The organism is Bacteroides sp., from assembly GCF_030151085.1.
Lineage (GTDB): Bacteria > Bacteroidota > Bacteroidia > Bacteroidales > Bacteroidaceae > Bacteroides.
The window spans coordinates 1-4526 of sequence record NZ_JASLER010000116.1 but is presented as its reverse complement, the minus strand read 5'-3'; the positions used below and the strand labels follow the sequence as shown (position 1 = coordinate 4526).

Sequence of the window (4526 nt, the reverse complement as noted above, 5' to 3'; positions counted from 1 at the left end):
GTGATAAGTGATTAGCACCATTCGGTATACAGTTCCCGCATCATTTGTTGTGTCTCCGGTACAGAGAATCCATTGAAATCATATACCGAATGGTGCTAATCACTTATCACTAAACACTAATCACTCTATCCCTTTCTTTTCCAGACATACCTTAAATCCACGCCTTATTGTCAAACTGCGTATTTATGGGGCCGGGCCTATCGCCCGCCCCCTCTTCACAAGGCGAGTAGCGCCCGTTTACAATGTTATACACGAAAGTCGCATTGCCGGGAGTACCCAGATGCTTGAACTTCACCTTCTCAACATGTATCGTCACCAATCCTTTCTGATCGTCACGTTCCACGATGATACCGAAATCGGCCTTGTTATAAAAATCCGAGGAACCGAAGATGTCATACATCCCCACACAGGGCATGACACCCGTCAGCGGATTGCGGTTCATCTTGCGCGGATGGGCTACAAGGATGACCAGGCAATGGTAGTGCGTGGCAAAGCGGCTCAGACTGTTCAGCAGTGAAGACAGGTATTGAAGCTCCGTCTGTCCCGGCGGAAGGCGCTGGTCGATGCGGTTCAGCGGGTCGATAACCAGGATACGGATACCTTTACGCACTACCAACCCGCGGGCTTTCTGCAGGATCGTGTCTATGGAATAATCCTCATCGCCCGGAAGGATGTGGCACACATTTTCCGTAAGGAACTGCACAGACTTTTGGTAAAGCTCCTCCGTCATCCCGATACTGGGATTAAATCCGAAACCCGTCAACTTCTCAATCAGCTTACGGTGATGATACACGATGGGCATATTCTCGGGGCTGAAATAGGCAACCTTCCACTGGTGGCGCAGGCAAAGTCGCATTACCAGCTCGTCCAACCATTCCGACTTACCGTCACCGGGACGGCCGCTGATTAGCAACAGACGCTGAAGCTCGAGCGTACAATATTTATCGAAATTCTCCCAACCAGTTTCGGCACCGCTACTCATGCCGTTCTCGTAGAGGGCACGCAGCTCCCCGGCGAGCTCTTCGGCAGTGAAGACTCCTTCCAAAGGGATTTCCTCAGCCTGCTCTATGCAGATACCAAGACTCCCGGCACCAAATTGAGCCAGATGCTCATTGGCGTCCTTGCACCCCGGACCAAAATGCACAATCCGGCAACGCTCCGTTCCCAGGCGGCGGAGAAGCTCATCACGCAGTTTCAGGCCGGCGGAATCCTCGTCCACGGCGATATAAATGGTTTTCTTATCTTCAAAGTGAGTGGGAATGAAACGATCCAGCCAAGTCAGGTTACTGTTGGCACCGCTGGGCACGGATACGACATCCCGACGGCCGATGGTGACGAACGAGGCGGCATCCAGTTCACCCTCGGTGATGATACATTCGGGTGTGTCCAGGATGGAGTCTATGTTGTAGGGGATGAGTTCAGCATCCTTCACCATTTTGAAATGCTTCTGTCCGCTTCGGAATTTGGTGTTAACCAATTCACCGCTTTCGAAGTAATTGAAGCAGATGCAGTTCTCCAGTTTGCCGGACTGGGGCATAAATTCTTCCTGTTCGGTGATTCTCAGGTCGCGGATGGCGGACTGGGACAGGTAGCGGGTGGAAACGAGGTAGTGCTCGGTCTTTTCGCTAAGTGTCAGCCGAGTGGGGTCGAAGGTCGGGCGGCGAAAATGGGCGGGAGGTACTTGCTGCCGTTTGCGCGACTCCGCCCTTTGGCGGCGTTCGCGGAGTTCGGTTTCGTCGGGGACACAGCCTTTCCAGCCGCAGTGGTGGCAAAGGAACTTACCGTCGTCCAGATTGACGGAAAGGGATTTGTCACGCTTGTTATGGCGGGTTTCTGTGCAGTGGGGGCAAGTGGTTTTGATGTGGCCGGCAGTGCGTCGGTTGACGTCGATGCCGAGGGAATGGAAATCTCTCATTGTAGTGTATTTGACGGAGTTTTTTTATTTTGTCCTTTTGTTCTTCTGCCTGAAAAATAAAAGTCTGTTCAAGTCTGTTTTTTACCTCACGAGACCGTTCTTTTCGTCCCGTGGAAGGATTATTGTCATCCCACGGGGCGAGCTCATCCCGTCCCGTGAGACGGATTTCGTCGCTTCACGAAGCCGCTTTGCTCCTAAGCCGGGGAAGAATCCATTGCTTCGTCCGGTCGTTCCAGATAGCATTGTCTTCCGGGCGGGGAGGTGCTTCGTCGGGGATGGGGCAACCCATGTAGGTGCGTTGCCCGCCGATACGCTTCTCGAAGCGGTAAGGGTCGAGGGAATGGCTTTGCTCGGCAGCCTCCAGCTTCAAAAGCTCTGCATGCAAGCAGGCCGAAGTACGGCTGCCGGGAGCCGTGAAGTTAGCAAAATACTGGTGTACGTCACTACTGTTCAGCAAGGACGGGCCCTTGTCGTAGAGCAGAATGTGCTGCTTGAAAAAGCCTATAGCCTCTTTGAAGTACCGGCTCAGCAAACCACCATACCCGCTCTTCATGCAGGCTATTTCCGCCCAGCTGCTCTCCAGGCACAACCCGTCCACCAATTCCTGCCAGGGACGAATGGCGTGAAGGGTACTACCGCCGGAAAAAGGAGAAACGGAAGCATTGGCGGAGACACCGGTATCGGCAGGGACACCGGTATCATTACGATCAACAGCAGCAGATATTTCTTTTTCTTTTGCTGCTGTTGTTATTATATCTCTTATATTCTCTTTATGCTGTAGATTTTCATTCGATAAACCACTGATATTCGGAGTATTGCGATTTATTTCAGATTCATTTCCATCGCGATTTTTGTCCATTGTCTGCCTGTTTTTCGTCGAAAAGCCGGCATTTTTGCCCGGTTTTACATCATTGTCCGGGTACTTTTTGCCATTTTGCCCACTGTTTTCCGCAGTGTTTTCTTCTACTTTTTGCGGTTCTGCAACGCATTTCGTATTGAGTTGCACAGGTGAAAAACAACTGTCGGTGACGGTGAACAAACCGAAATTCGTGACGATCTTCATCATATAAGGATAGGTAAAATTACGAGTGGCGAAAGGTTTCAGGTATTTCAGTTCCGCTTCCATATCAGGCAGCAGGCTCAGTTTTTCCATTATATACCAGTAGGCGCCGTAAGCCTTGCCGCCTTCCTGACGGAGCATGTTCTGGATGCGGGGATCATTGAAAGCCATAATCTCATGTTTAAGGTAAAAGTGCTTATTCATTTCTGCTTAATTCTGTTTTAAATAATTTATCTTTTTGACTCTGCAAAGATCCGACATATATACCAATATACCAAAAACGGCTTTTCGCGAAAAAAGCCGTTTTTGTATTATTTGGAAATCAAAAAAGGAAACAGGAATTAGTCCTTCGGATATAACTCAGAGCACAGCATATATAGCTCTTTTTCAATACTTCTGGCACTTAACATATGTCCACTTCCATCCGCATCCATGAAATCTATAAGCAGATGCAGGGTATTGGCAAGTGCGCGAAATCCATACAGTCTTGCTCCCTCATTGTTGCTGACCAGCAGATGCACGAATGGGGTCAAGAAAGGTATAAGCTCTTCATATTCCACACGTAAACAACTGTGACACTGCAACAAGCACTCCATTGCGCAATTCAAGTCTTCATTCTCTTTCTCAAAACAACATGGAAACCTTTACCACAAAAATACTTTACCTTCCAAATAAGGCTTTTTTAGCCATAATCGTACTATTTGAAAACTGTTTATTTATGATATGATAACATATCGAATGCAAACAATGTTTTTAAAACTCAAAAACGATAGCGCAATGCTTCGTCATAAACCCGCATTTTTCCAACGAAACATCACTTTACCAAGTCGATGTAATCTCCATATCCTTCCGCCTTCATTTTATCTTTAGGAATAAAGCGCAACGAAGCGCTGTTAATGCAATAGCGTAAACCACCTTTATCCGCCGGACCGTCTGTAAAGACATGTCCTAAGTGGGCATCGCCTGCAGCACTCCGAACCTCTGTACGCACCATGCCATGAGATGTATCCATTTTCTCTTGAATAAGTTTACGGTCAATCGGCTTTGAGAAACTGGGCCAACCACAACCGGAATCAAACTTATCGGTTGAAACAAACAAAGGCTCACCCGTAGTGATGTCTACATAAATTCCGGGACGGTGTTCATCCCAATAATCATTATGAAAAGCCGGCTCGGTTGCATTCTTTTGAGTCACGGCATATTGTTCCGGAGTAAGTTTGGAACGTAAGGCCGCATCATCCGGTTTACTATAAGCGGGGGCAGATTTCTTCGGCATTTTAGCCTTAAGCGCCAAGTCGAATAACTCAGGATGAATATGGCAATACCCGCCCGGATTCTTATCCAGATAATCCTGATGATAATCTTCTGCCGGATAGAAGTTCTCCAAAGGCTTCATTTCTACTGCCAGCGGACGGGTATAAGTTGCAGCCAAACGGTGTACCGTTTCCTGAATGACCGATAAATCTGCCGGATCGGTGTAATAGATGCCTGTACGATATTGAGTACCCCTATCATTACCTTGCTTGTTTACACTGGTAGGGTCGATGGTTT

At 48.3% G+C, this 4526-nt stretch carries 4 protein-coding genes; all 4 read right to left on the bottom strand.

The genetic code is table 11. The features are described from left to right. Positions 1-151: 151 nt before the first annotated feature. On the bottom strand, positions 152-1915 hold the full coding sequence (locus Q1W14_RS22005; protein ID WP_300705058.1) for a DnaB-like helicase C-terminal domain-containing protein: 1764 nt from the start codon (positions 1913-1915) through the stop codon (positions 152-154). 175 nt (positions 1916-2090) lie between these two features. Continuing rightward, the gene (locus tag Q1W14_RS22000) at positions 2091-3146 is read right to left on the bottom strand and encodes a hypothetical protein (RefSeq protein WP_300705056.1); all 1056 of its coding nucleotides are present in this window, start codon (positions 3144-3146) and stop codon (positions 2091-2093) included. A 170-nt stretch (positions 3147-3316) separates the two neighbouring features. After that, on the bottom strand, positions 3317-3571 hold the full coding sequence (locus Q1W14_RS21995; RefSeq protein WP_300705054.1) for a hypothetical protein: 255 nt from the start codon (positions 3569-3571) through the stop codon (positions 3317-3319). 218 nt (positions 3572-3789) lie between these two features. Beyond that, positions 3790-4526 (bottom strand): peptide-methionine (R)-S-oxide reductase MsrB (gene msrB / locus Q1W14_RS21990; protein ID WP_300705052.1); only part of this gene is annotated, 737 nt, incomplete at its 5' end.

Bases quoted from the DNA above. Each gene is read 5' to 3' on its own strand.
- Q1W14_RS22000 (WP_300705056.1), bottom strand. From the start codon at position 3,146: ATGGCTTTCAATGATCCCCGCATCCAGAACATGCTCCGTCAGGAAGGC.
- Q1W14_RS22005 (WP_300705058.1), bottom strand. From the start codon at position 1,915: ATGAGAGATTTCCATTCCCTCGGCATCGACGTCAACCGACGCACTGCC.
- Q1W14_RS21995 (WP_300705054.1), bottom strand. From the start codon at position 3,571: ATGGAGTGCTTGTTGCAGTGTCACAGTTGTTTACGTGTGGAATATGAA.